The sequence below is a fragment of the Dyadobacter frigoris genome, assembly GCF_005280585.1.
GTDB lineage: Bacteria > Bacteroidota > Bacteroidia > Cytophagales > Spirosomataceae > Dyadobacter > Dyadobacter frigoris.
Genome location: NZ_SZVO01000007.1, coordinates 389,872 through 414,063 on the forward strand (window position 1 = coordinate 389,872; position 24,192 = coordinate 414,063).

The window sequence follows — 24,192 nt, forward strand, 5'->3', positions numbered from 1 at the left end:
CGATGGCTTTTGTAGTTTTGATATAATGGGTTAAAACTAACATTAACGTCCGGTAATTTCTATTTAATCGGGTTTTTGAAGGGTTTGATATTTATATGAAGTTTGGTTTACAATTTAAGGGATGCATATAAAAGGCAGGCTTTTATATCATTTATTTCAAGCGAAGGGAATTCCCCATCAATTATTTGATCCGCAGTTAAGCCATTTGCCAATAACTCAAGAATATCTTTAACTCTGATACGCATATTACGAATGCATGGTTTTCCACCGCACTGGTAAAAATTGAATGTGATACGGTTCAAAAGTTCAGCATTCATATTTAGTATTATTTGGTGTGTAAGTGTTTAAAGATTGATCTGAATTTCATTTCAATCGCAGCCCGACGAAAATAAAATATAACTTATAGCTTAATAACATTTGCCATAACAAGAAACAAAAAGTTCCTTCGAAAACTATTTTTGTCATCGATTCTGATAATTTCTATACACTTTTCACATAATTTGGGTGATTTTCTAAAAAATATCCTATAAATCAATTGTGACACTATTGGTACTGACCAAATTATCTCCTACTTTTGCGGTTCGAAAATAACCTCTCATAGACTATACTAAAATTCTTATAATGGCAAACGCAACAAACTTAGGAAAAATTACGCAGGTAATTGGACCCGTTGTAGACGTATCATTTGAAGACAGCGAACGCATCCCGGCTATTCTTGATGCATTAGAAGTCATCAAATCAAACGGACAAAAAGTAGTTCTTGAGTGTCAGCAACACTTGGGAGAAGACAGAGTTCGTACTATTGCGATGGATAGTACTGAAGGTATGTTCCGCGGGATGGTAGTAACTCCGCTTGGTTCACCAATCACAATCCCGACTGGTGAGTCAATTAAAGGACGTTTGTTTAATGTAATTGGAGAGCCTATCGACGGTCTTAGACCAGTTGACGCTTCTGACAAACGTATCTCAATTCACCGTTCTGCTCCAAAATATGAAGATCTTGCAACGGCGACTGAAGTACTTTTCACAGGTATTAAAGTAATTGATTTGCTTGCTCCTTATGTAAAAGGTGGTAAAATCGGTTTGTTTGGTGGTGCGGGTGTTGGTAAAACGGTATTGATCCAGGAATTGATCAACAACATCGCAAAAGCATATGCCGGTCTTTCCGTATTTGCAGGTGTTGGAGAGCGTACTCGTGAAGGAAATGACTTGATGCGTGAGATGATCGAAGCGGGTATTATTAAATACGGTGACGATTTCAAACACAGCATGGAAGAAGGCGGATGGGATATTTCAAAAGTAGATTACGAAACTTTGAAAGATTCACAAGCTACTTTCGTGTTCGGTCAGATGAACGAACCTCCTGGAGCACGTGCACGTGTTGCTTTGACAGGTCTTACAGTTGCTGAATATTTCCGTGACGGAGATGGCGAAGGACAAGGACGTGATATCCTTTTCTTTATCGATAATATATTCCGTTTTACACAAGCAGGTTCTGAAGTATCGGCTCTTTTGGGGCGTATGCCTTCTGCGGTAGGTTACCAACCAACTTTGGCTACTGAAATGGGGCAGATGCAGGAACGTATTACTTCCACAAAACGTGGTTCTATTACATCTGTACAGGCGGTTTACGTACCTGCGGATGACTTGACGGATCCAGCGCCAGCGACGACATTTACCCACTTGGACGCAACAACTACGCTTTCTCGTAAAGTTGCAGAAAAAGGTATTTATCCAGCTGTGGATCCACTGGATTCAGTTTCTCGTATCTTGAACGCTGAAACATTAGGTGATGCACATTACGATTGTGCTCAACGCGTGAAAAGCATTTTGCAACGCTACAAAGAATTGCAGGATATCATCGCGATCTTGGGTATGGAAGAATTATCTGACGAAGATAAACTGGTTGTATCACGCGCTCGTCGTGTAGAACGTTTCTTGTCACAGCCTTTCTTTGTGGCTGAACAGTTTACAGGTCTTAAAGGTGTGTTGGTAGACATCAACGATACAATTAAAGGTTTCAACCAGATCATGGACGGCGGATACGATCACCTTCCTGAAATGGCTTTCAACCTTGTTGGTACGATCGAAGATGCTCAGATCAAAGGTGAAAAAATGATGGCAGAAGCTGCTAACAGATAATCACAATATTGATCGTTAACAGCCAAAAGCCAATTAAATATGCATTTAGATATCATTACCCCAGATAAAAAAGTATTTGCCGGAGAGGCAAATGCTGTTACTTTACCGGGTACCGACGGACAGTTTCAGGTGTTGAATAACCACGCACCGCTTGTAAGCTCGCTTAAACGTGGCGATGTGGTTGTTGATATCAGTGGCGCCAAAACAACTTATACCATCGATGGTGGTGTGGTTGAGGTACTGAACAATAAAGTTTTGGTTTTGGCTGAGGCGATTTTGTAGGGTAAAAACGATAAATTTTTTAGTAGGGTACACGCTTTCGGGCTTGTACCCTATTTTTTTGGTTTTATTTTGTCAATCTTCATTTTGACAAAACGGTGGTATGGTAGCGTTAACTTTCCGAAAGTTTGACTATTTTCGGAAAAGCACTTTTCCCAATCACTCCTATGACACAACCTTCTCCCAAAAAAGAATTACTCAAAATACTCGGTGTCGGCTTTGGTATTGCCGTGACTATCGGCGGTACTATTGGAACCGGAATTCTCAGAAAACCCGGACCGATTGCAGCCCAATTAGGAGAACCCTGGCTCATTATGGGCGCTTGGATTGCAGTCAGTTTATACGCCTTTCTCGGAACACTTTGCACCATTGAACTCGGGACTTCTGTACCAAAAGCCGGAGCCTGGTATGTGTATGCACGTCGCGCTTTCGGCGATTATGCAGGATTTGTTGTAGGAATAAACAGTTGGATGGGTACTTGCGCCGCCCTGGGTTTCGGAGTTTATACGATGAGCGAATACCTTGCGCTATTAATTCCATCACTTTTGGGTTATGAGCCGTATGTTGCAGCTTCTATATTATTGGTTTTAACCGGAATACACTGGATTGGCCTCGCCTTGGCAAGTACTTTTCAAAATGTGATGAGTTTCCTGAAAGCCGTAGGTTTATTCACTTTTGTAGCTGTATGTTATATTTATGGAAAAGAAATTTCCTCCGCAGATGCCAGTTTGACTACAAGTAAAATTATTCAAACCGGAAGTTTTATCGGTCCAATCATATTTTCTCTTCAAGCCATTTTTTATACATATGACGGCTGGCACACAGCAGCTTACTTCACCGAGGAAGACGAAAATCCCACAAAAAATCTTCCAAAATCGATGATTGGCGGCGTTTTACTGATCATCATTATTTATCTGCTTTGCAATTTGGCGATACTTTACATTTTGCCAATGAATGAATTAGCCAGCTCGAAACTTGCCGCTGCCGATGCAATCCGCTTAATTTTTGGAGAAGGTTCAGGGAAAATTGTAACGATATTTTTGATGGTTTCAATCCTTGGAATTGTAAATGCACAAATGTTATTCAATCCGCGCGTGCTATACTCGATGAGCCGTGATGGTTTATTTATCAGAGCTGCGACCTATGTAAACAAAGGAGGAACACCCGCTCTGGCCATGCCCATAACAGCCGCTGTCGCTATCATTCTTATTTTGGTTGGAAAGGAGGCGTGTGAAAAACTTTCGGATATTGCTACTTTCTTTTTTGTTTTGGGATATACTTCCGGGTTTGCCTCGTTGCTGATGTTACGGAAAAAAGAACCGGAATTGGCTCGTCCATGGAAAGTGCCTGCTTATCCGATTTTGCCAGTTTTGATGCTGATTATTTCGATAGCATTTTTGGTTTCGGCGGTGGTTCAGGATATTTCAAGCAGTAAATACTCGATTTTGTTTTTGGTATTGAGTTATCCTATTTTTCTTGCCGTTCAGAGGTTGAATCGGAAGAATTGAATTTCGAATATTTAACACACACTAACTTAATGATACTATGGCTGGTACTTTTTCACAATTGTATGTTCAGGTGGTTTTTGCTGTAAAAGGCAGAGAAAATTTGATTAAAAAAGAATTTCGGACTGAGGTTTTCGAATATATCGCTGGCACCATTAAAGGAAAAGATCAAAAACCGATTATCGTTAATGGTGTCGGTGATCATGTACATGTTTTCATCGGGCTCCGACCATCAATGTCTGTCTCTGATTTGGTTAGAGATATCAAGAATAACTCTTCGAATTTTATTAATTCCAAAAAATTTGTGAAAGGTAAGTTTGCGTGGCAGGAAGGTTTTGGTTCATTTACTTATGGACAATCTCAGATCGATTCTGTTTTTAAGTATATTAGTAACCAGGAAGCACATCATCAAAAGAAAACTTTTAAAGAAGAATATATTGATATGCTGACGAAATTTCAGGTTCAGTATGATGAAAAGTATTTGTTTGATTGGATTGAGTAGGTATCAACTTTCAACACATTAGTCGACCGACAGGACAATAGTTAAGCTGGTTATGCCACCCGTTCCGGGTTTGGTTTTCGGCTCGATCTAACTTGCTATAATAATATCATCCCTTCGGGATTTTGGATCTCGGAAGTTCATAAGATGTTAAGGTATAATAATCTCGAATGATTACATTAAAAGAGAAAGGAAACATTCCACAATATTTTTAAATACGCAATATGATATAAAAGGTTTGGCAAAAACTTAGTTTTCAATCAAAATATTCGAATATAGAAAATCCCGAAGGGATGACATTATTATAGAAAAAGCAACCAATAGCTATTTGTAGAACCCTGAAAGGGTGGTATAAGAAATAATCTAAAACCATTTCAATCTAAAAAATCCGAATTGCAAAAATCCCGAAGGGATGATATTATTATAGAAAAATATAAACTATGATCAACCGTTAAACCCTGAAAGGGGGGGTATAGGAAATAATCTAAACCTTTTCAATTTAAAAAATTCGAAGGGCAAAAATCCCGAAGGGATGAAATTATTATAGAAAAATATAAACTACGATCAACCGTTAAACCCTGAAAGGGGGGTATAGGAAATAATCAAAATCTTTTCAATTTAAAAAATTCGAAGGGCAAAAATCCCGAAGGGATGACATTATTATAGAAAAACGTAAACGATGATCAACCGTTAAACCCTGAAAGGGTGGCATAGGAGATCGCAACCAAACCAATTTATAATTCCAAAAAAATATTATGATAAAACCACACTTCTAATTTTCATATCAAACTAAAAATTTATCACCAGCCATGCCCTTCAAACTCACCTTACCTAAGACCCTAATTCTCATTTTCTCTGTTTTCGCCCTTGCCTCTTACAAATGGGCAGAAGACGATTTTTCAAAAATAATTTTAACCCGATTACAGGAATACCGCCGTATTTTCCCTCAGGAAAAAGCTTATCTGCATCTTGATAAACCTTACTATATCACCGGCGATACACTTTGGTTCAATGCATATCTGGCAGAAGGTTCCGTGCATTTTGCAGATAGCGCGAGTCAGGTTCTTTATGTTGATCTTCTTGATAAACGGAACGGTAAAAGCATAGCGCTGAGAAGGGTAAAACTGAGCGGAGGATTTGGAAAGGGCGACATTATACTAAATGATGATTTACCAAAAGGAGCATATACTATTCGGGCCTATACCAGTTGGATGCGTAATTTCCAGGAAGATTTCTTTTTTCACAAAGACATTTACCTTTTCAATGATAATGTAGAAAAACCCGCAAGTCCGGCCTCTGCACTCGATGTTCAGTTTTTTCCCGAGGGCGGCCAACTTGTTGCCGGCCTGAGCACTCGTATAGGATTTAAGGCAATTGACGAATCGGGTTTGGGTCCGGATGTGAATGGTTTTATTCTTAACCAAAATAACGATACGATTGCTGCTCTGAAAAGTGAGCATTTAGGCATGGGGAAATTCCCTTTTGAACCAGCCGCCAACCAGAAATACACAGCCTATCTGAGAAAAAAGTCGGAGCCGTTCAAAGCATTTAATTTTCCCGAAATAAAACCGGAAGGATATATCATGATGGTTAATAATCTGACTACAACAGATAAAATGCGTGTCCTGATTTATGCCAATTTTTCAGACAATACGGATAAGGAAATAAATATTGTCGCACATACAAGAGGTCTGGTTGCTTTTGCGGCAAAAGGAAAAGTAACAAAAAAGGGATTGCAGCTTAATGTTCCAACATCAGCATTTCCGGATGGTATAACGCAGCTGACACTTTTTGACCATTTGAATCAACCTGTTTGTGAGCGGGTTGTTTTTATAGACCATGGCGACCGGCTTAATGTCAAGATCAATACACAAAAAAACATATACAAATTAAGAGAGAAAACGGAGGTTGAAGTAATGGTCACAGATAGCTCCGGCGCACCGGTAGAAACCAATTTGTCGGTAGCCGTTACAGACGCGGGACAAATTGCACAGCAGCCATTTGACCAGAATATCGTTTCTTACTTACTGCTTTCTTCCGACCTGAAAGGTACTATTGAGCAACCCTCCTATTATTTTGACAAAAAAAATGAAGACCGGAAAATCAAAGTTGATATCCTGATGATGACTCAGGGTTGGCGCAGATTTGATTGGAAAGACGTTTTGCAGGAAACACATACCGCACCCGCCCGTTTTGTAGAACAGGGTTTTTCAATTCAGGGTGAAGTAAAACGAAACAGTAAAAAACCGGCAGAAAATGTGATGCTTTCAGTTTATCTTACCGGCGATAGCATAAATACATTTTTGACTACAGAAACGGGGTCAACAGGATTGTTTTCGCTGGATAACCTGGTTTTTAAAGATTCCTTAAATGTTCGTTTGCAGGGAATGAATCCTAAAAACAGGGATATGCTCAACATTCTGGTCACTCCTTTTGACCCGCCTAAATTTACAATTTCCCGGATACCGTTTTACCCGATTACTGTGGATGCATTACAAATGGCGGCTTATTTAAAAAGGACGGAAGAATATCTGGAAATTGAAAGAAAAATTCGCGCGAGCAGGGAAAAACTATTAAAAGAAGTGACGATCCGTGGACAAAAAGAGGTTCCCCGGGATAACAGAAAATTATATAATCACGCCGATGCGACGATAAAAGTTTCGGCCATGACAACAGGCGGTGCCATGACTGTGCTGGATATGATTCAGGGCCGTGTGGCCGGTGTGCTAGTCTCAGGATCAGGCTCCAATGCTTCGATACGTATTCGAAACAGTAATACAGAACCTACCTTTTTGCTCGACGGCGTGCCTGTTGACAAAGCTATGATCACTTCTCTTAATATTTTTGATGTTGAAACAATTGATGTTCTAAAAGGTACTTCCGCTGCAATTTTCGGAAGCCGTGGAGGAGGAGGCGTTATTTCAGTTTTAACAAAACGTGCTAACGTCAACTATGATTATTCGAAAGACATCTTGCCAGGTGTAACCGTTTCAAAAATTGCAGGTTTTAACACGCCCCGGGAATTTTATACGCCCCGCTACGATTTGGACCTGCCCAATAACAATGTTCCTGATTACCGCTCGACAATTTTCTGGGCCCCAATGCTTAGAACCGACAAAGATGGCAAAGCAAAATTCAGTTATTTCAATACCGATGCCACTACAAATGTAACAATCCGGGCTGAGGCATTAACTGCCTGGGGGATACCGGGTTCAGGAGAAGGAGGTTATTCTGTACGATAAGTGACTTTCTTATAAGAATATTTTGTAATATCCGTTACTATTGAAGAGCGGCCCGGGATTCTGCCAATCAACCAGAAAAAAAAATGGTACCTTTGCTGTTTATATTGAAACAGCCGATTAGTCTTAATTCCTGATTGGCAACAAGAAAAATATGAGGATAGAATTATTGAAGATATTCTTGCTAACAAGCCTTTTAATGGCTTTCGGAATCACGCGCGTCGATGCACAACGTCGAAGTAAAACCCATGAAAAGGAAAAATCCGCAGTTGTCTCCGGATTTCGGCTGGAAGAGGAAACACTTACCGCGGAAGGAATGAAATTCATGATGACGGATCAGCCCGCCCGTGCACTTCCGGTATTTGAACAGATTATCAAAAAAAGTCCTTCGGACGGAGCCGGATATTTTTTGTTAGCCACTGCTCTTTTGAAACTGGACAGGCAGGATGAGGCCCTTATTCTTGCTAAAAAAGCTTATGAGCTTGATAAAACCAATGCGTTTTATGCAAAACAACTGGCAGAACTTTATGCCAAGAAAAGAAAATATACCGAAGCCGCGCAAATTTATGAGCCGCTGGTGGCCAAAAATCCTGAAAATCTTGAGTATGGAATTGAGCTTGCTGCTATTTATGTTTTCAACGAACAATTTGACAAAGCAATCCAGACTTACGATCTCCTTGAAAAATCAATTGGGGTAACTGAGGAAATTACACATCAGAAAGAACAGCTTTATTTAAGGGAAAATAAACTGGAAAAAGCGCTGGGTGAAGCAAAAAAACTGATAGACAGCGAACCTGGAGAAGCAAGTTATCGTGTGGAAATAGCAGAAATGCTGATTGCTAACGACAAAATTTCGGATGCCGTTCTCCCTTTACAGGAAGCTTTAAAAATTAATCCTGATGAAGCACAGGCACACGTTCTTCTGGCAGATATTTATCGCCGAAATGGTGACGTCCAAAAATGTAATCAGGAGTTAAAACTGGTTTTTGCTAACCCAAACCTGGATGCTGATCCCAAAATTCGTGTGCTTTCAGGTTATCTTAAAATGCTGAAAACAGAAGATGAAATGGACGAGGCACTCGTTCTTGCCAAGCAATTGGCTGAAACACATCCAAGTGAAGCACGTACGCACGTTATTTATGCAGACTTGCTCATGCGCCGCGGAAAAAAAGCAGAGGCCCGCGATAAGTATGCAATAGCTGCCGGGCTGGACGGTTCTGTTTATGAAGTCTGGGGTGCCATTATTCAGCTCGACGGGGAATTGAATCAGGCCGACAGCCTGTTGGCGCATTCAGAAAAAGCGTTGGAAATTTTCCCAAATCAAGGCCTGTTATGGTATTCCAACGGAACGGCACTTTTGATGAAAAAGAATTACAAACAAGCCATTTCATCATTTGAAGAAAGTCTGAAACTAATCACAGATAAGCCGGATATGATTCCTTATATCCACGCTCAGCTCGGTGACGCATATAATGGGCTTGGTGATAACGCAAAATCAGACGCAGCTTACGACCTCGCTTTACAGGAAAACCCTGACAATGATCACGTTTTGAATAATTACAGTTATTTCCTTTCTCTTCGTAAAGAAAAACTGGATCTGGCACTAAAAATGTCCGAACGTCTTGTTCAGCAGCATCAGGATAATGCCACCTACCTGGACACGTATGCCTGGGTTTTATACATTCGGAAAGATTACAAAAAAGCAAAGGAATCGCTGGAAAAAGCGATTAAGGATACATCCAATATTAGTGGCACAATTGTTGAACATTATGGAGATGTACTATTCAAGTTGGGCGAACGCGATAACGCCGTTCTTCAATGGAAAAAAGCCAAGAAAATGGGAGAAACAACTGAACTACTGGATAAAAAAATAGCAACCGGGACATTACATGAACAATAAGATTACGGTATGGTTCCTGGCTTTGGGCTGCATTTGGTTTACTTCATGCCACAAAAAACATCTTTCAAAAGGAACAACAAGGCCAGCGCTTGATTCGGCCTTTGTATTAAAAGATTCTTCAAAAACGGATTCCATGGCAGCCAATGCAGTGGCACCTGTAAATGTGAGTGAAATTGCGTTTGACTATCTTCTGACAAAATCCAAATTTTCCTTTCGAAGCAGCACGCAGGATTTTGACAATACTAATGTCAATATAAGAATAAAAAAAGACAGTCTGATCTGGCTTTCCGTAACTGGAATTGGCTTTGAAGTTGCCCGCGGATTAATCACGCCGGATTCCATTGTTTTTGTTGACAAATTTCACAAGGAATATTTTGTTTTCACTTATGCGCAGCTAAGTAAACAATATAATTTCGATCTGAATTTTAAACTTTTACAATCAATCATTGTAGGAAATCTTCCTATCGCACCTGCGTCTGACTCCAAATTTTATAAGGAAAATGAGTTTATTGTTCTTCATCAGGAGAACGAGCGGATTATTTTGGATAATTATATTGATGAAAAAAATCTGAAACTTCAACAATTGAAAGCAATTGAAATTCCTACAAAAAATACCTTTACGCTGAATTACGAGGATTTTAAAGACGTAAGCGGATTTCTGTTTCCTTTCGGCAGCCTTATCAACCTGGATGTTCAGTCTCAAAAAGACAAGCAATTCTATCAGACCACTATGCGTATCAAACATAATAAAGTAGAATTGGCGGCTAAAAACCCAGGATTCCCGTTTAGTATACCTTCCAGCTACACCCGAAAAAGGTAAAAATCAGATTCTCCACTCATTTATAGGCACAAAAACGTGAAGTCTGCTTAACTTTGCGTGCCGTTTAAGGTATTTTGGCAGCAAGAAAAATAAATATGCCCTTTCATCAACCCGATTATCGCCGTTTATTTCTGGTACTGACACTTTTGTGCTGTACGTCTTTTAGCGTATTTGCTCAAAAATCCCGTGAACAGCTGGAACGGGAAAAAAGTGAAAACCAGGACAAGATGAACGAAATTCAGAGCATTCTGAAACAGACATCCTCTCAGAAAAACGTCAACCTTGGTCAGTTGCGTGCGCTGAATCAGCAAATCAATAACTTAAAGAAAAAGATTGATCTGCTGTCGGACGATATGGCAATCCTGGATAAGGAACTCAAAACGCTTGAAAAAAAGCGGTCTGTACTTGCTAATGACCTGGGCAAGTTAAAAGCCGAATATGGCGACATGATTTATGAAGCTTCCAAAAGGAACGTGTATCTGAATCAGTTGGTTTTCCTGTTTTCTTCGGGAACTTTCAATCAGTTTGTGTTGCGTTACAAATATTTAAAACAATATACAGACGCCCGTCAGGGACAGGTAAAACAAATGGAAGTGCTGGAAAAGGAACTGATGGCCGAACGCCAGCGTATTACTTCCAAAAAACAACAGCAACAAACCGTACTCGTTACTCAGGTTTCGGAAAACACAAAACTTGAAGGCCTGAAAACCAAGCAGGATGAGGTTGTAAAAGAATTATCGCAAAAGGAAGTTGAACTGCGCAATCAATTAGCAGAAAACCGGAAAGCGACAAACTTACTGGAAGCGAACATCCGTCGTATTGCCGAAAGAGAGAAAAAGGAGCGCGAAAGAAGGGAAAGAGAGGAACGTGCTGAACGTGAAGCAAAAAGAAAAGCTGAACGTGAACGCATAGCCCGCGAAAACGCAGAAAGAGAGAAAAAAGGTGAAGCAAAAATAATTGAGGAAGAACCAAAAGAAGAGCCGGTTGTTTCATCAAGTGGGATGAGTGATGAAGAAGTTACGCTTGCATCGTCATTTGCTGCTTCGCAATCACGTTTATCATGGCCAACTAGAGGATTTATTTCCGGTCATTTTGGACAACGCCCACATGCCGTTTTAAAAGGTGTAATGGTTGATAACCTGGGTGTGGATATACAAACAAACGCAGGAGAAACAGTTCGGTCTGTTTATGACGGTGTTGTTTTGGATGTAACACAAATGCCGGGAATGGGTAATGTGGTTGCTATTCAGCATGGAAATTACATGACTGTTTATGCTAAAATGTCGGGTGTAACAGTTCAGGCCGGACAAAAAGTAAAGGCGAGGGAAACGATCGGCCGCGTAGCAACGGACGGTGACGGAACTTCTGAACTTCAGTTTCAAATCTGGAAAAGCACATCACGGCTTAATCCGGAAAGCTGGCTGATAAGAAGATAGTTTTTTTAATGATTAATTGTTAATGGTGAATGGTTAACCATTAATAATTAACCCTTAACCATTAACAATTAAAAAAGATGTCTGTACATAGTTCTGATATAAAACGCGTTACGACCCATATCATTCAGGAAATGAAAACGCGGGGAGAGAAAATTTCCTGTTTGACCGCTTACGATTATTCAATGGCCGGTATCGTGGATGCTGCCGGTGTTGAGTTGATTCTTGTAGGAGATTCTGCTTCCAATGTGATGGCAGGTCATGAAACCACATTACCTATTACGATTGACCAAATGATTTACCATGCATCATCCGTTGTACGTGCTGTAAAACGTGCATTGGTCGTGGTTGATCTTCCTTTCGGTTCTTACCAGGGAAATTCAGGAGAAGCACTGCGTTCTGCCATTCGTATTATGAAGGAATCCGGCGCTCATGCTGTGAAACTGGAAGGCGGACTGGAAATCAAAGAGTCTGTTGTGCGGATATTAAGTGCCGGCGTTCCCGTAATGGGCCACCTGGGACTTACGCCGCAGTCTATTTATAAATTTGGTACTTACAGCGTTCGTGCCAAAGAAGAAGTTGAAGCTAAAAAGCTTTTGGAAGATGCCAAAATGCTGGATGAGATCGGTTGTTTTTCGGTGGTTCTGGAAAAAATTCCTTCGGCACTTACTAAGCTGGTTTCTGAAAGTATCGCCATTCCAACGGTAGGAATAGGAGCGGGACCACATGCTGATGGACAAATTCTCGTTATTCACGATGTGTTGGGTATTAATAAAGGGTTTAAACCACGTTTTCTTCGTCAGTATGCCAATTTAAATGACATCATGAACGAGGCAATTACAAATTATATTAAAGACGTTAAAGGCAAATCTTTTCCAAACGAAAAGGAGTCTTATTGATCACCTCCCTTTTGTTTCCTTCGATAGAAAAACAAAAGTTTAAAACAAAAAATTATGGCAAAGCGCCCATTTCAAATTATATATGAAGACAATCACTTACTGATTGTTAATAAGGAGCCAGGTATACTTGTCCAGGGCGATTCAACGCGTGACAAGCCATTACTTGAAATGTTGAAAGAATATATCAAAGAAGAATATGACAAGCCGGGAGCCGTGTTTTTAGGAACTGTACACCGTCTGGATCGTCCCGTTAGCGGTTTGGTTGTATTTGCAAAAACGTCAAAAGCGTTGGAAAGAATGAATGAAATATTCCGTAAACGCGACGTTCAAAAAACGTATTGGGCTGTTGTAAAAAACCGTCCGCCAGAAAAAAAAGGAAAACTAGTGCATTGGCTTATTAAAGATGAGCAGAGAAATGTTACTACTGCTTATGATTACGAAGTTCCCGGATCACAGCGTGCCGAGCTTAGTTACAGACTTTTGGGTGATGTCAATAAATTTAATTTGTTGGAAGTAACACCGGTAACGGGCCGTCCGCATCAGATCCGTGTTCAGCTGGCTTCTATGGGTTGCCCGATTCGCGGTGATTTGAAATATGGTTATCCAAAACCCAATCCGGATGCGAGCATTAACTTACATGCCCGTCGCCTATTCTTTGAACATCCTGTAAAAAAGGAGCCGATTATTTGCAAAGCAGGCCTTCCAAATGACCCGTTCTGGGAAGAATTCCTTCCCTTGGATACCGAAATAATCAAAGCAGATCACTTAGGATTTTTATACGAATAAACCAGTATGATTGAAAAGTTAAAAGAGCGCTGGAATGTTAAAAATGGATGGGACGTCTTAATCATTTTACTGGTTTTTGCCTGTACCGGATTTTCCATTTTATACATCAAGCGCGCACTTTTTGATCTGGTTGGACTATCAAAGGAAACATCTCCGTCCTGGCTTCTCTGGACGGTTAACATTCTGATTATTTTACCCCTTTACCAAGCTGTTTTACTCGCCTGGGGCTGGATTTGGGGTAGATTTTCTTTTTTCTGGGAATTTGAAAAAAGAATGTTTCGACGGATAGGGAGCTGGTTTGGACGGAAAGGATAGACTCATACGATATAATTTAAAGATACTTTACTCTTCAACTGATTAACTTCTAAATTAAAATATTTGTAAAAATTGTAACCTCTGGGGTTTCACTGTATATTTGTAAAAATGATTGAAACCATTGCGCACAAAGGGCTAAGGTTACTCTGGGAAAAGAATAATTCTTCCAAGTTACCAGCAGAACAAGTGGAAAAGATCAAACGTATTTTGTCGGTTTTAAATACCGCAAAAACACTTGATCCGATTAAAGCAATTCCAGGCTATCGGTTACATCAATTAAGCGGCGATTTGAAAGGATACTGGGCAATTTGGGTTACAGGTAATTACCGAGTTGTATTCCGCTTTGAAGGAGAGAATGTTTTTGATATCAACTATATTGATTATCACTAAAATATATAGTAATGGAAAGTGAAATGAAACCGGTACACCCTGGTGCCGTTCTGCGAGAAGATGTTTTAAAAGAAATGAAAATATCGATCACAAAAGCGGCCAGGGAGTTAAACGTCAGCAGGAAACAGTTATCAGAAATTGTTAATGAAACATCTTCTATATCTGCTGAAATGGCAGTAAGGCTTGAAAGTGGATTTGGAATAAAAGCAGAATTTTGGCTGGATATGCAAAAAAACTTTGATATCTGGAAAGTCAAAAGCAGTGGCCGTGTCCAGGGAATTCATCGTATTTTGTCACAAGCGGTTTAAGTAGGCATAAATCGTAATTTTTACATTTGATTCGCACCAAATAAAATCACCCCGCAGTAAGCAATAAAACAACCACTATATTCACACCAAATCCAATTCCCCAGTTCGTCCAATCCTTACGCTGTTTAATCTTTTTCGCGTTTTTGGAATAACTTGCGTTTTGAGCAGGCTGCTCAAATAATTGTTCATTCGAATAGCCAAGATCTTTAATTTTTGGCTGTTTTGAGGCTAATAATAGCACGAACCAATTACGTGCTGTGTTGAGTATTAAAAGCTTTCAAACCATTTTCGATTAACACTTATATGCTCCCTCAATTCTATATCAATTCCTAAGTTTAGTTCTTTTAACTTCTCAACAAGTTTTTCGCCATCAATAAGATCAATTGCAGGTGCGCCGTCACGATTTGCTTCAAGAATTGCATCTCTTGTAAAAGACCCTGTTGTTATAAACAATCCTTTATCTGTTCTTCCAATCATTGCCCCTCTGAAATCTCTAATTTCACCAGAACCAACTTTGCCTTTATATCTTTTACATTGAAAAATAATATGGAAGCTTAATATGCCATTTATTTTAGCTATCCCTCTTCCATCAATACCTCCATCGCCACTTCTACCTGTTACTTCAACCTGAGAAAAACCCTTTTCCCTCAATATTCGTTGAACCAGCCTTTCAAATGCGCCAGGACTCAAAACCTCAGTAATGATTTCAAGAGCTAACTTTTTCCAATTTTCTGCTTCCTGTACTTCTTCATCGGCTTCTTTTGCTTCATTTTCCTTCACCTCCACCTCATTAAGCCCTTGTACAACTAAAGGTATATCATCTGCAAGAACCCAAACACCTTTACCTACTTTTGCAATTAGACCTTGATTTTTCAGAACTGTCCTTACCCAAGCAAGATTATATTGTAATTCTGATTGCCCGGTCTTGCCATTTACAATTTCTAATAAAGTATCAGATATTTTAGCCTGTCTACAATTCTTTCATATATCTCATCAGTATTTGCAGAACCACCCAGGAATTTTAAAGCCTCCAAAGTTGGTTCCATCAACTCTTTACGGCCTGGTAAATATTTCATAATTGAGTTTTAATGAAAGAAATTAAGAATGGAGATTAACTTTTTGTTGCATATCAAAAGCCAGTAAACTTTATTTCATTATATTAGGTCCTGCAAAAAGACAAATTAAATATCTACCTATGGCTCTTTTAAAATGGATAACTGATAGAAATCTCGAAGAGGCAGTATTTAACCTGTCAGTTCAAGTTGAAATTTCTGAAAATAAAATTAACAGAGAATTCGGCAAACTATTCTTAGACCCTTTCATCGCATTTACCGAAATGAATGTTTTTAACAACGAATATGATTTATGGAAAGAAGAAGTAATTAAGCGACATTTACAAAAAGATTTAAGTGCACATATTATTAATTTTTATTTACAGATCATCTTGTCGTACGACAAATCCGATTTCTATTACTCTAAATCAGAAAAAGTCCTATCTTCTAAAAATAATAAAATCATTGCTTATCTCGGGTACAAGCATAAAAATAACTCAGGAAAGAAAAACAAAAGAGTGTACAAACAACTTTGCTATGAATTATATAAAAGCCCATCCGCCAAAAATCATCATAATTATAAAGCATTTTTTGTTGTTGCTATACCAAAAAAACCAGTAAAATTTGAAGTTTCATTTGCTCTAAGTCATAAACTGACGGAAACTATTGACCCAGAAAAGAATGTGAGAGTTACAGATATCGTCAGTTTTTTTCAACTTATAACTGGTGATGAAAATGCGTTTAGAGATCTTTTCAATGTACTTCCTCAGCTTTTTTCAATATTTTCAGATGGAAATGTAATGACTAAGGAACACGATAGATTATTAAGAACTTATTACCGTACTTACGGTTAATTCTTATGCAGATTCACCAAATAACCTCACCACGCACCAATCAACAAAACAAGCACAAGATTGACACCGAATCCAATTTTTGTCTCTACTCTTAATATTTTAGTCAAAAGATCAGCTATTTAATTCGGTCTACCCCTTCTTCTTCCACCCCTTCAACTTCCACGCGCTCACGCCAACATAAGCCATACTTCCTTTTGCACCGCTTCCGTTTTTATTGATTAACCCGTTAAGATTGCTAAATCCAATAAAAATCGGTCCGAAATGCGCTAAGGCACCAATCGCTACTTTTTTATTTCCCTGAATAAAAGAGATTGGAAAAGCAAAGTCTGAATCTTCATCTTCAAAACGCGGAGTGATCGTAAATACATTTGGCTGAGCCACATTCAACACATTATCCGTTACAGATTTGAAACGTTTTGTTTGAGATAATGTGACAAAAAAGCCTTTTACTAACTGCACATCTGCTTCCCAATGTATTGCTTGCGGCAGTTTCACTTTACTGTTAAAAGTTGTATCAGAACTTGCAGGATATAAATTCATTAATCCGTCAGCGCCTTCATTTCCAATCGTTTCCAATTCTTTTTGACCGATAATCGTTTGTTCCTGCTGGCCGGCTATCGCCCGACTTCCGGTTGTTTTGTAGTTTATTGATCCTATATCGGTTAAAGAAGCTGCCAGGCGCAAAATGTACTTTGGATTCTGGTCAAATGCCTCGTCTTTATTTTGCCAATAATTACCTAATTCATAAGTCACACCCAGATCATAAGCCCAACCGGCCGCGTACTTATCCGAATTAAATAAATCGCCCAATTTCAGTTTTTGATTCTGTTGGCTATACCCGGTTTCGTAGGAAAAATTATTCAATACCAGCTCACTTTCATCCTGAGAACCAGTTACTTTTCTAACCTGGAAATTATCAACAGAACCTTTGACATAGCCAATCCTGGCTCCGAAAATTCTTTTTGCTGTAACTCCAACACGGAACTTATGGGCATCCAGATCCAGCAATTGTACGCCATAAGACACACTCATTTCTGAAAAACTCTGCTGAACCAGATTAAATTTTCCCCAATCTGTCGGGGCTACATTGTCCATTCCGGTATCAAGCCGTTTGAAATAAAGATTCCTAATATCGTCCGGAACATTATTTCCTGTTACAAATCCCCTTGTGCGGAACTGAATCGCTACGCCCTGATATTTCCCGATTGAAAACATCGCTGATGGCCAGCGGATTTCACTGGTCAGATAAATCGGATCCTTATCTGTAAGCGATCCCATGGTTCGCGAACGCCCGTATAATTCGTCCTTAGAATGTGCTGCCAGAAGTGGATAGAACAAGGAATTTTTTCCAAGAAAAACGAAGTACCGGTGATTAATGCTGCTTCCAATCGTTCCGATATTTACCTGCCATTTAAACTTTGAACCGCCAATCGCGGACGGATTTTCAGTTGCCCGGTAAAGTCCGCCATAGTTACTCGCAGCCAGTCCCGGAATTTGTTGTGCGTAAGCAGATTTTGCTAAAAAGCCCAATAGTAGTGTGAGGTAGTAGATTTGCTTTTTCAAGAATGATATTTGCTGTTTAAGGTCAGTTTCCCAACCTGGTCATAGTTTATAATTTCTTCATCAATTAAGTATCTTAACGTTTGCAGGAAAGGTTTTTCGGCCACATTTTCAAATATCTGGCTTAAAGCACGCGGAGTTACTGCTCCAAAACTTTTTAAATAATGTAAAATCTGATTGCCCAATTCTTCGTCTATTTCCGGGCGCGGTTCATTCTTTTTATTTTTCAGACACACGTCACAAACACCACAATCTTTCCCATCCATTTCATTGAAATATTCCAGTAAAAGGATCGTCCGGCAACGGTTTTTATTTGAGGCATATTGAATAACAGCCCGAGCCTTCTGCCTGTCGCGCTCGCGTCTTCTTTCAATTTCAAAAACATTCAGCGGTAGTAATGCCGCATCGTATCTTGGCGTCAAAAAAGTCAGCTGCGGCTTATCTCTTCTTGGTTCATAATCCGCAATACCGCGTTCTTTTAAAAACGACAATTTTTTCAGAATTTCTAATTCCGGTACGAAGTAAATCTGAGCCAGTTCACTTTCTGAAATCCGGACATATTCTGTAAAAAGCTCTCCGCCATAAATACGGAGCAATAATTTTACAAACGTATCAAACTCCGGATTACGTATCTGAAAATCATATAATTGCCGGTTATCGACTTCAAAATGCAGCCGGGCCGGATTGTTGAAATTTTCACTCAGCTGAATAAAACCTTCCTCTTCAAGCAGTTTTAAAGCGTAGTGCGTTTCATTTACGATCAGACCAAATGTTCCGGTAAAATTTTGTATATCAAAATCATAAGCCGAAAATTCGCCTCCGCCCACATGAATTTTATAATAATTTGCAAGGGATTGATAAACCCGTCTTAAAACATCCATCGCAGGATATTTCTTTTCAACATTTTCTGCCAGATCTTCCAGATCGATTTTATTAAAAAGCGCTACTGCAAACGCCTTTTTCTCATCACGACCCGCCCGGCCAGCTTCCTGGTAATAGGCTTCCAGGTTATCCGGTAAGTCAAAATGCACCACGGCGCGTACATCAGGTTTGTCAATTCCCATACCGAAAGCATTCGTAGCAACCACCACGCGAACCTGGTTTTTTAGCCACGCTGTTTGCCTGTCTGATCTTTCTTTAAAAGGTAAACCGGCATTATATCCAGCGGCACGAAGTCCTTGTTTGGTAAGCCAATCCGCCAGCTCCTTGGTACGTTTTCTCGTTCTCACATAGACGATTGCCGTACCAGGTACATTTTTAAGAATTTGTAATAATTTTCTTTCTTTATTTTCTTCCAAAAAAGTTGAATACGACAAATTTGCCCTTGCAAAAGACTGCCTGAAAACCCGCACGGGTTTCATTTCCAGTTTGTCAATAATATCAATCTGGACTTGTTCTGTGGCCGTGGCGGTCAAAGCCATAACCGGAACTTTTGGAATTAGTAAGCGGAATTCAGAAATCAGCAGGTAAGACGGACGAAAATCATAACCCCAGGCAGAAATACAATGTGCCTCATCTACAGCCAGCAAACAAACTTTCATTTGCTTGGTCCGCTCAATCATAATTTCCGTACGAAGGCGCTCCGGCGAAACGTATAAAAACTTCGTTTGCCCGTGAATACAATTGTCCAGCGTGATGTCAATTTCATGCCTGTTCATACCCGAATGAATTGCCGCCGCCGAAATATCACGCCGTTTTAATTGTTCAACCTGATCTTTCATCAGGGCGATTAGCGGCGTTACTACAATACAAACGCCCTCCATCGTCATCACAGGAACCTGAAAACAGATCGATTTTCCGCCACCGGTTGGTAACAGCAAAAGTGTATCATTTCCTTCCAGCACCGACCGGATCGCTTCTTCCTGTACAGGCCGAAACTGGTCATAGCCCCAGTATTGTTTCAGGACAGCTTGAAGGTTACTCATAGTATGCGTTTACCAAAGACTTATGCTAACAACGTGCAAATTACTAAATTCAATGGAGTGATTGTTTCGAAAAAATTCGTGCAGGTTAAAAACTAAGGTCGCGGTTTCTTCGTTTTTTAGCCGAAACTACTAACTTTACAGTCTATTTTTAACAGATTTCTATGCGCACGCTCCTCTTTCTGATTACTTTATTTTCATTATCTGGCTGCTCGGTTTCTCATTATTTAAAACATGAAATAAAAAATTCTCCGGTTTTAAGTCAGCAGCATACAGGTGTTTCAATCAAAAATCTGACAGGAGATAAAGCCTTGGCTTCCTATCAATCCGACAAATATTTCAATCCCGCTTCCAATACCAAATTATTCAGTTTCTATGCCGGGTTGTGCGCGTTGGGCGATTCGTTACCCGGAATTGAATATCTTGAATGGGGAGAATTATTGATTATCCGCGGAACCGGTGATCCGTCTTTACTTCATCCGGATCTTCCCAAAAGTGCCGTTATCGACTTTTTGAAAAGCAGAAAAGAACAAATATTTTTCTCTCCGGTCAATTTTAAAGACGAAAGATATGGACCAGGCTGGGCGTGGAGCGACTATAATGATTACTATCAGCCTGAGCTTTCTTCCATGCCCGTTTACGGAAACATTGCCCGCTTTACAGGCATAACAGATAAAATTTTTAAGGTAAGACCAACTTTCTGGAGCAAATCCATGGTGGCCGATACGACCATGAAAGGTATTAAAAGAGAAGAATTCCAAAATTCATTTCATTATTCTGAAAAGGCAGTGGCATCCGGAAAATCTGTTGATATTCCTGTCCGTATGTCAGATCAGATCACCGTTCAGCTTTTGAGTGAGGCTTTGAAAAAGGAAATCAAACTGATTCATATTCCACTTAGCATTGAGCTAAAAACGGTTTATAGCATTCCGTCCGATTCCTTGTATAGACGCATGATGTATGTAAGTGATAACATGTTAGCAGATCAGCTGATACTTATGTACGCTTCTGCGAAAGGTTTGCCTTTGAACAGCGAGCAGGCCATTCTGCATATGACAAAAAATTATCTGAGTGATTTACCGGATAGCCTGGTTTGGAAAGATGGTTCAGGATTAAGTCGTTACAACCTTTTCACGCCAAGAACGATTACTGCTCTATTACAGAAAATTTACGCGAAAGTACCGCAGGAGCGTTTGTTCAAAATCCTGCCAAACGGAGGAAGTACCGGAAACTTACGGAATTCATTTAAAGGTGAAGCACCTTTCGTTTTTGCCAAAAGCGGAAGTTTTAGCAACAATTATAATTTGAGCGGTTATCTGGTTACCAAAAAAGGTAAAACCATGACGTTCAGTTTCATGAACAACAATTTCACGCGTCCGTCGTCAGAAGTCCGGAAGGAAGTTGAACGGATTTTAACTGAAATCCATCGTAAATTTTAGGAACGAATTATTCCTCTTTCCAGGTTTTACCGGTACAATAAATCGTGTTAATCCCGCCTTTTCTAACCAAAAGATAAATCCTGTAAAATCCAGGTTCAACCGTTGCCGTGTGAAAAGAAGCATAAGCACCTTTGTTGAAATACATCAATCTGCGAAGTGTTGTCTTAATCGGAACTGCTGATTGGCTTTGCGGTGCTGCATAGGTATGCTGAGCAGATTTCAGGATTACATAAGCGCCGTCGGAATAATCTTTTTCCGCTTTGAAATAATCATTTTCAAAGTTTACAATCAGATAATTATCTTCTTTTTTGACAATATCAGGCTGATAAATTTTCGTACAGGCAATGGAATCAGAAAGATTTCGTGGATTCCATCCTTCCGCCAACGGATCATCCGAATGATAATACGTGCGTATTTTTTCAAAATGCGTCTGATCCATGGAAAACATTTTCAGGCCTAACCAATCCGCATTATAACGCGCATTGAACTCCTGTACAATGGCTATACGACGATTGTTTACCGCGATGGCAAAATTACTGTCCAGGATAAGCAGGTTTAAAACTATTGTCAGCGGTATAAGGACAATTACCAACCTTCTGACAAGCGTGCGGGAAGCAACGGAAAGCAATCCTAAGTATAATGCTATACTCCAAAGTGCAGAATACATGCGATAACGTCCTTTAAACATGCCTATAAAATCATCCAGGGGGATACGTTTATAAACCAGTGCTAATGCTGTAATCGCTACAAAGGCGATAATACCTAATGAAAATAATGCAGTAGGATTATTATATTTTGTTTTTCCCCAGGCAACATTCCAAAGTGTAAACCATTCTTTTCTAAATAATAAAACCAAGGAAAAGATAAAAATAAAACCAGTAATCACAGCTCTTGTCAGCACCATCGGATTATCATCATAAACCCGAATTGTAGCGATAGAACCTATGAAGCCAAAATATCCAAAGAATCCTTTCCTGACTTGGTCCAAATCTGACATATCAAGGTTCTTTGTCGTTGGGGTAAAATTAATGAAGTAGATTATTGCAATCAGGACAGCAACTATAATGGTAATCACAAAATCCTTTTTCCGGCCAGTTAACCACGCAATTAATCCGATTACAGGAAAAACCATCAAACCGTTACCATAAGAAAATGTAGCCAGGACCCCAAATATCAAAGCAATATAGTATTGCCTGGGTTGATGTGTTGCAAAATAAACAGAACTTAAAACGAACAGTAAAACACCATAATTACACAGTGAACTCACTCCCCAGAATATATTTTCAAAAGACTGAATGTTAAACCAAAGCCACATTACAGGCACAAAATACCATAGCGACAGCCGTTGTCTTTTAAAGACATTGTAAAAAACATATGCACTTCCAAACCAGCATATATTGGCCACGATCATCGGCCAGACCAGGTTTATCTTCCCAAAAAAATAGTACAATAAAAGAATGACAGACCGGGAGAAAACAAGCCGATGCTCAGGAAAGAGCTCAGTAAGACGATGCCATCGATCCAGCCAGGATGCATCTTCAAAACCGGGAATGATTCCCAGGATAATAATGTCGTCAAATGCCACATAATTGACATTCAAAGCAATAGCTTTGAAAACAAAAATATATATCACCGACGGGCACAAACAAAGCAGTGTTGCCTGCCAAATTTTCGGCCTGGCAAAATCCAATAAAATTTTCAACATAGATGAAGTGACTCGTGTCATTATAAGACACGAAGAAAACAGAAAGAGGCGAATTTCCTCTTATAACTATCTTTAATTTTCAGTTTCTTCCTCTGCCGAAGCGCGGGGATCTTTGGTATAGTCGTAAAGAAGTTTTCCTTTTTCATCCCACTCTCTCAGCACAAAAGGATCAAATTCTTCATCCCAGCTTGATTTTGGATGCTGGATTTCTTTTTTCCGCTGACGACGATATTGGTAATATTCAACCCAGCGGCCAACCTTTTTTCCATGATCATATTTTCCGCTGGTTTTTAATTGCCCTTCGTCGTAGAACGATGCGTATTCTCCACTGGTTTCTCCAAACATGACAGGAATCACTTCCTTCATTTTGGTATGCGTTGAATCATAGTAAGTTATGCGAGACTCGGCAGGAAAGCCTTTATTCCAGATCGCTTTATCAACCAGATTAAATTTTGAATCGTATTTTACCCAACGGCCATCTTTTACGCCCATAAAATAAAAACCTTCCTCAATCAGATTTTCACCATTGTATTTTTTATAAGAACCGTGAAGCAACCTGGATTTTTCCTTATCCTTGATTAAAGCAGAACTTAATTTTTTGGTTTTAGTATCGTACCAGCGTGTTTCGGTTGCCCGGGCATAAATATCAAGCGGTTTGTATTCTTTCAAAACATGAAATAATTCCGTATTGGAACGGTCTCCGCTACCATATCTGATCGACATTACCTCCATCGGAATGCCCTTATACATCACCTTGGCCAGTCTTGCTTTTTCCTTTTTTAATTTCCTGTCCGCTTTCTGGCTTTTATATTCCTTTACTTTCAACCCCAGATCCGGAATTTTTTCTCCGAAAAGGTTCGACAGCGTCGTGGATTTTCCATTTCCTCCCGGCAACGAAGTACTTACGGCAGGATCAAGTCCGGACACAAAAGATTTCAAATCCTTTGAGCCCTTTTTAGCATTTACAGAATCCGTATTAGCCGCCTTGGGAAGCCAGGATGGAGGTGAATCTTCTTTTTTATCAGTCTGCGCCAATGCTCCCTTTACAAGGAAAACAGTGATAAAACACCAGACCAGCATAACTCTTTGCATGTGTATTGAATTTTTCTTCAGGGTAAGATTGTTACTTTTGTAACGAATTGGGT

At 39.6% G+C, this 24,192-nt stretch carries 23 protein-coding genes; 15 read left to right on the forward strand and 8 right to left on the reverse strand.

Annotation, left to right across the window (positions count from 1 at the left end; all coding sequences use genetic code 11):
- Nucleotides 1-107: 107 nt before the first annotated feature.
- Nucleotides 108-317 carry a DUF433 domain-containing protein gene (locus FDK13_RS17070; RefSeq protein WP_137341206.1) on the reverse strand — a complete coding sequence of 70 codons (210 nt, stop codon included), beginning with the start codon at nucleotides 315-317 and terminating at the stop codon, nucleotides 108-110.
- Between the two features lie 304 nt (nucleotides 318-621).
- Here FDK13_RS17070 and atpD point away from each other — a divergent pair, with 304 nt between their 5' ends.
- The 13 genes from atpD to FDK13_RS17135 all read left to right on the forward strand — a co-directional run bounded on the left by atpD (nucleotide 622) and on the right by FDK13_RS17135 (nucleotide 14,515).
- Nucleotides 622-2,142 carry a F0F1 ATP synthase subunit beta gene (gene atpD, locus FDK13_RS17075; protein WP_137341207.1) on the forward strand — a complete coding sequence of 507 codons (1,521 nt, stop codon included), beginning with the start codon at nucleotides 622-624 and terminating at the stop codon, nucleotides 2,140-2,142.
- 39 nt (nucleotides 2,143-2,181) lie between these two features.
- A complete protein-coding gene (gene atpC / locus FDK13_RS17080; protein ID WP_137341208.1) occupies nucleotides 2,182-2,424 on the forward strand; it encodes an ATP synthase F1 subunit epsilon in 243 nt (80 codons plus the stop codon).
- A gap of 164 nt (nucleotides 2,425-2,588) precedes the next feature.
- Nucleotides 2,589-3,929 (forward strand): APC family permease, encoded by a 1,341-nt coding sequence (locus tag FDK13_RS17085; protein ID WP_137341254.1) that lies wholly within the window; start codon nucleotides 2,589-2,591, stop codon nucleotides 3,927-3,929.
- A gap of 37 nt (nucleotides 3,930-3,966) precedes the next feature.
- Nucleotides 3,967-4,428 (forward strand): IS200/IS605 family transposase, encoded by a 462-nt coding sequence (tnpA, locus tag FDK13_RS17090; RefSeq protein ID WP_137341209.1) that lies wholly within the window; start codon nucleotides 3,967-3,969, stop codon nucleotides 4,426-4,428.
- Nucleotides 4,429-5,234: 806 nt separating this feature from the next.
- Nucleotides 5,235-7,667 (forward strand): TonB-dependent receptor plug domain-containing protein, encoded by a 2,433-nt coding sequence (locus FDK13_RS17095; protein WP_137341210.1) that lies wholly within the window; start codon nucleotides 5,235-5,237, stop codon nucleotides 7,665-7,667.
- A gap of 196 nt (nucleotides 7,668-7,863) precedes the next feature.
- On the forward strand, nucleotides 7,864-9,564 hold the full coding sequence (locus FDK13_RS17100; protein WP_229216073.1) for a tetratricopeptide repeat protein: 1,701 nt from the start codon (nucleotides 7,864-7,866) through the stop codon (nucleotides 9,562-9,564).
- Complete coding sequence (gene lolB1, locus FDK13_RS17105; RefSeq protein ID WP_137341212.1) at nucleotides 9,554-10,384, forward strand: lipoprotein insertase outer membrane protein LolB1; 831 nt, start codon at nucleotides 9,554-9,556, stop codon at nucleotides 10,382-10,384. The genes FDK13_RS17100 and lolB1 overlap by 11 nt, the downstream gene beginning before the upstream one ends.
- A gap of 95 nt (nucleotides 10,385-10,479) precedes the next feature.
- Complete coding sequence (locus FDK13_RS17110; RefSeq protein WP_137341213.1) at nucleotides 10,480-11,820, forward strand: murein hydrolase activator EnvC family protein; 1,341 nt, start codon at nucleotides 10,480-10,482, stop codon at nucleotides 11,818-11,820.
- 77 nt (nucleotides 11,821-11,897) lie between these two features.
- Entirely contained in the window at nucleotides 11,898-12,716 is an 819-nt protein-coding gene (gene panB, locus FDK13_RS17115; protein ID WP_137341214.1) for a 3-methyl-2-oxobutanoate hydroxymethyltransferase, read from the forward strand.
- Between the two features lie 54 nt (nucleotides 12,717-12,770).
- Nucleotides 12,771-13,502, forward strand: coding sequence for an RluA family pseudouridine synthase (locus tag FDK13_RS17120; protein WP_137341215.1), 732 nt, complete (start codon nucleotides 12,771-12,773; stop codon nucleotides 13,500-13,502).
- A gap of 6 nt (nucleotides 13,503-13,508) precedes the next feature.
- Complete coding sequence (locus FDK13_RS17125) at nucleotides 13,509-13,817, forward strand: DUF6787 family protein (RefSeq protein WP_137341216.1); 309 nt, start codon at nucleotides 13,509-13,511, stop codon at nucleotides 13,815-13,817.
- 108 nt (nucleotides 13,818-13,925) lie between these two features.
- The gene (locus tag FDK13_RS17130; protein WP_137341217.1) at nucleotides 13,926-14,207 is read left to right on the forward strand and encodes a type II toxin-antitoxin system RelE/ParE family toxin; all 282 of its coding nucleotides are present in this window, start codon (nucleotides 13,926-13,928) and stop codon (nucleotides 14,205-14,207) included.
- 11 nt (nucleotides 14,208-14,218) lie between these two features.
- The gene (locus tag FDK13_RS17135; protein WP_137341218.1) at nucleotides 14,219-14,515 is read left to right on the forward strand and encodes a HigA family addiction module antitoxin; all 297 of its coding nucleotides are present in this window, start codon (nucleotides 14,219-14,221) and stop codon (nucleotides 14,513-14,515) included.
- Between the two features lie 46 nt (nucleotides 14,516-14,561).
- Here the strand turns inward: FDK13_RS17135 and FDK13_RS17140 are convergent, their stop codons facing one another.
- The 3 genes from FDK13_RS17140 to FDK13_RS36420 form a co-directional block, all read right to left on the reverse strand.
- A complete protein-coding gene (locus FDK13_RS17140) occupies nucleotides 14,562-14,756 on the reverse strand; it encodes a hypothetical protein (RefSeq protein WP_137341219.1) in 195 nt (64 codons plus the stop codon).
- A gap of 26 nt (nucleotides 14,757-14,782) precedes the next feature.
- Complete coding sequence (locus tag FDK13_RS36125; RefSeq protein WP_229216074.1) at nucleotides 14,783-15,295, reverse strand: restriction endonuclease; 513 nt, start codon at nucleotides 15,293-15,295, stop codon at nucleotides 14,783-14,785.
- Between the two features lie 161 nt (nucleotides 15,296-15,456).
- A complete protein-coding gene (locus tag FDK13_RS36420; RefSeq protein WP_262711819.1) occupies nucleotides 15,457-15,591 on the reverse strand; it encodes a hypothetical protein in 135 nt (44 codons plus the stop codon).
- Nucleotides 15,592-15,710: 119 nt separating this feature from the next.
- On the opposite strand from FDK13_RS36420, the gene FDK13_RS17150 reads away from it, so the two are divergent.
- Complete coding sequence (locus tag FDK13_RS17150; protein WP_137341220.1) at nucleotides 15,711-16,421, forward strand: Eco47II family restriction endonuclease; 711 nt, start codon at nucleotides 15,711-15,713, stop codon at nucleotides 16,419-16,421.
- A 129-nt stretch (nucleotides 16,422-16,550) separates the two neighbouring features.
- On the opposite strand, the gene FDK13_RS17155 is transcribed toward FDK13_RS17150, so the two are convergent.
- Nucleotides 16,551-17,984, reverse strand: coding sequence for a DUF5723 family protein (locus FDK13_RS17155; protein WP_229216075.1), 1,434 nt, complete (start codon nucleotides 17,982-17,984; stop codon nucleotides 16,551-16,553).
- On the reverse strand, nucleotides 17,981-19,906 hold the full coding sequence (locus FDK13_RS17160) for a RecQ family ATP-dependent DNA helicase (RefSeq protein WP_137341221.1): 1,926 nt from the start codon (nucleotides 19,904-19,906) through the stop codon (nucleotides 17,981-17,983). The genes FDK13_RS17155 and FDK13_RS17160 overlap by 4 nt, the downstream gene beginning before the upstream one ends.
- Before the next feature lie 161 nt (nucleotides 19,907-20,067).
- Here FDK13_RS17160 and FDK13_RS17165 point away from each other — a divergent pair, with 161 nt between their 5' ends.
- On the forward strand, nucleotides 20,068-21,342 hold the full coding sequence (locus FDK13_RS17165; protein ID WP_137341222.1) for a D-alanyl-D-alanine carboxypeptidase/D-alanyl-D-alanine-endopeptidase: 1,275 nt from the start codon (nucleotides 20,068-20,070) through the stop codon (nucleotides 21,340-21,342).
- A 7-nt stretch (nucleotides 21,343-21,349) separates the two neighbouring features.
- Here FDK13_RS17165 and FDK13_RS17170 read toward each other — a convergent pair whose 3' ends face one another.
- Together FDK13_RS17170 and FDK13_RS17175 are read right to left on the reverse strand one after the other, a co-directional pair.
- Nucleotides 21,350-23,047, reverse strand: coding sequence for a hypothetical protein (locus FDK13_RS17170; protein ID WP_137341223.1), 1,698 nt, complete (start codon nucleotides 23,045-23,047; stop codon nucleotides 21,350-21,352).
- Nucleotides 23,048-23,119: 72 nt separating this feature from the next.
- Nucleotides 23,120-24,139, reverse strand: a complete 1,020-nt coding sequence (locus FDK13_RS17175) for a toxin-antitoxin system YwqK family antitoxin (RefSeq protein ID WP_137341224.1) — start codon at nucleotides 24,137-24,139, stop codon at nucleotides 23,120-23,122.
- Between the last annotated feature and the right edge of the window lie 53 nt (nucleotides 24,140-24,192).